This window comes from Arthrobacter sp. H41 (assembly GCF_000520535.1).
Classification (GTDB): Bacteria; Actinomycetota; Actinomycetes; order Actinomycetales; family Micrococcaceae; genus Arthrobacter_D.
In genome coordinates this window covers 6244-9358 of record NZ_KI914815.1, presented here as the reverse complement: position 1 = coordinate 9358, position 3115 = coordinate 6244, and the positions used below count along the sequence as shown (strand labels likewise).

The window sequence follows — 3115 nt, the reverse complement described above, 5'->3', positions numbered from 1 at the left end:
GCGAGCCGCAGCGTGTCGGGTCCGGGGTTCTTCGAGAACACCGGCCGTTGCTGGCTGAAAGTGTCGAAGGAGAGCTTCCCGTGGTAGCTGCCCGTGCCGCTTGCTCCCACTCCGCCGAAAGGCAGTCCGGGAACCGCGAGCTGGATGGTGCAGGCGTTGTGCGCGATGCCGCCCGCCTGCACACCCTCCTCGAATGCCGATCGCTCGCCGGGACTGCTGCTGAACAGGTAGGCGGCAAGCGGATGCGGCCGGGCGGCGATGAAGGCCAGGGCCTCGGGCAGGTCCGCCACCTCGAGGACCGGGAGCAGGGGGCCGAAAATCTCCTCCTGCATCACCGGCGAATCCGCTGCCACTCCGGCGAGGACTGTCGGTTCGAAATAGCGCGACGGCCGATCATGGCGCCCACCGAACACCACACTGCCGTCTCCCAGGAAACCCACCAGCCGGTCGAAATGCTGCTCGGTGACGATCCGGCCGTAGTCGGGACTGACCGAGGGATCCTTCCCGTAGAAGCTTGTCACCGCCCTTGCCAGCGCCGCCTGGAGCTTCGGCGCCAGCTCCGGCGTCGTGAGGAGGTAATCGGGTGCCACGCAGGTCTGCCCCGCGTTCATGAATTTGCCGTAGGCGATGCGGCGCGCCGCGGTCTCGAGGTTCCCGCCCAGTACGACGGCGGGTGACTTTCCTCCCAGCTCGAGCGTGACCGGCGTCAGGTGTTCCGCCGCTGCCTTCAGGACAATTCGCCCCACGCGTTCCCCACCGGTGTAGAAGATGGAGTCGAACTGCAGTCCGAGAAGCACGGTGCTGGTCCGGACTCCGCCTGGCAGCACCGCGACGGCGTCGCCGTCGAGGTACTGCGGCACCAGCCGTGAAAGCACTGCCGAGGTGGCGGGCGCAAGTTCACTCGGCTTGAGGACGGCGGCGTTTCCTGCGGCGAGTGCGCCGACCAGCGGAGCGAGCAGCAACTGCAGGGGGTAGTTCCAGGGACCGAGAATGAGTACGACGCCGAGGGGCCGGGCCTGCGTCCAGGCCCGGGCAGGAAGCAGTCCCGCAGGAACATCCACTTTGACTGGGGCTGTCCACTTCGACAGATGCTTCAGGGCGAATTCCGCCTCCGCCCGGACAGTTGCCAGTTCGGAGAGGAAAGCTTCGGTGGGGCTTTTCCCGATGTCAGCCTGCAACGCTTCCAGGAGCTCCTCCTTCCTCTCCCCGAGCATCCGGACGAGCGCGAGCAATTGCTCGCGCCGCCAGGGCTGCGGCCGGGTCTTTCCGCTGGCGAAGCATTCCCGGAGGCGGTGCACCGTGGCCGTCTCGACATTTGCCGGTCCGGAGGTCGTCATGGCCGTCGGCCCGTGAAGTGATCCATCGACCGGTACACCCTGAGGCGTCGAGCCACGAAGTCCCAGGCGGGCTGGGGAAGCAACCCCTTCAACGCGCTTCCAAGGGCAACCGTCCAGGGCAGCTGGAGCCTCGGCCGGCCCTCCATCAGAGCACCCCAGGCCCTGTCCACCACATACCCCGGCTCCAGAAGGGGAGTCAGCAGCGGCGCGCGGGCACCCTCGAACATTCCCGTCGAAATGTAGCTCGGAATCAGCGTCGTGACCCTGATATTCCGGTGCCCGGCTGACGCGAGCTCAAGGCGCAGCGAATCGCTCCAGCCGATCACGGCCCACTTCGACGCTGCGTAGACACTCATCCGCGGCACGGCCAGGGTTCCTGATGCAGAGGCCACGTTGAGGACCCGCCCAGGCCCGCCGTGCGACATCATGGCGGGAAGGAATTCCCTCGTGATGTGCATCGGAGCCAGCGCGTTGATCCTCATGGTGAGGGCGACATCCGCTTCCTGATCATGCTCCCAGAAGTTTTTCCCCCGCACGATGCCGGCATTGTTGATCACCACGGCGGGGACGCCGACGTCGTGCATCACCGCTCGCGCTGCCGTCCGGACCTGCTCGAGGGAAGCGACGTCGACGGTGTAGCTGTGGATGGCCGAACCCTGTCCGCTGAGCCTTGCCACAGCCGCTTCGAGCGCCTCGGCATTGATGTCCCACAGCACCACGGCTCCGGCCTTCACCTGCACGGCACGCTCGGCATACAGCAAACCCATGCCCATCCCCGCACCCGTCACCAGCACGGTACGTCCCTCCACAGTGAACTCCACTTTTTCCTCCCGTAGCCGTGGAAGCACCGTAACATCCCGGACAACTGCGAACGGTAGGATTCTGGGGATCACAAAATTACCGTTGGAAGGTACCGCCATGAGCGCACTCGGAACCAACTGGACTGTCCACGGCGATGGCAAGAACGTCGCCGCCTCCGGATTCGTGGCCCCGGACGAGCGCCTCAGCTGGCCCCGCACCATCGGGATCGGAGCCCAGCACGTGGTCGCCATGTTCGGCGCCACGTTCCTCGTACCGCTTATCACCGGGTTCCCGCCGTCCACCACCCTGCTGTTCTCCGGCATCGGAACCCTGTTGTTCCTGATCATCACGGCCGGCCGTATCCCCAGCTACCTCGGCTCGAGCTTTGCCTTCATCGCGCCCATCGCCGCCGCCCAGAGCCAGCACGGCGCCGCCGGGGCCCTTGGCGGCATTCTGATGGCGGGGGCAGCGCTCGCCCTGATCGGCGCAGTGGTCCACCGGGCCGGCTCGCGCTGGATCCAGGTAGCCATGCCCCCGGTCGTGACGGGCGCCATCGTGGCCCTGATCGGCCTGAACCTGGCGCCGACGGCGAAGGCGAGCTTCGAGCAGGCGCCGGTGACGGCGGCGGCCACCGTAGTCACCATCCTGCTGGTCACCGTCCTGTTCAAGGGAATCCTCGGGCGGTTGTCGATCCTCGTCGGCGTCCTCGTGGGCTACCTTGTCGCGGTACTGCGCGGCGAGGTGGATTTCGCCGCCATCTCCGACGCCGCCTGGATCGGCCTGCCGGAATTCGCCACCCCGGAGTTCCACCTCTCCGTCGTCGGACTGTTCATTCCCGTGGTCCTCGTCCTGGTGGCCGAGAACATCGGTCACGTGAAGTCGGTGGCGGCCATGACCAACCGCGACCTCGACCCGCTCACGGGCAGGGCGCTCATGGCCGACGGCCTCGCCACGATGATAGCGGGGGCCGGCGGGGG

At 66.9% G+C, this 3115-nt stretch carries 2 protein-coding genes and 1 pseudogene; 1 reads left to right on the top strand and 2 read right to left on the bottom strand.

Going from position 1 to position 3115, the window contains the following annotated elements; genetic code table 11:
* Positions 1-1337, bottom strand: a 1337-nt coding sequence (locus tag Y705_RS0112690) for an aldehyde dehydrogenase family protein (protein ID WP_026533124.1), incomplete at its 3' end; no start/stop codon positions are given.
* Positions 1334-2230 (bottom strand): SDR family NAD(P)-dependent oxidoreductase, encoded by an 897-nt coding sequence (locus Y705_RS0112685; RefSeq protein WP_343212764.1) that lies wholly within the window; start codon positions 2228-2230, stop codon positions 1334-1336. The genes Y705_RS0112690 and Y705_RS0112685, both read right to left, overlap by 4 nt.
* Before the next feature lie 25 nt (positions 2231-2255).
* Here Y705_RS0112685 and Y705_RS19795 point away from each other — a divergent pair.
* A pseudogene (locus tag Y705_RS19795) lies at positions 2256-3115 on the top strand (uracil-xanthine permease family protein); the annotation flags it as partial.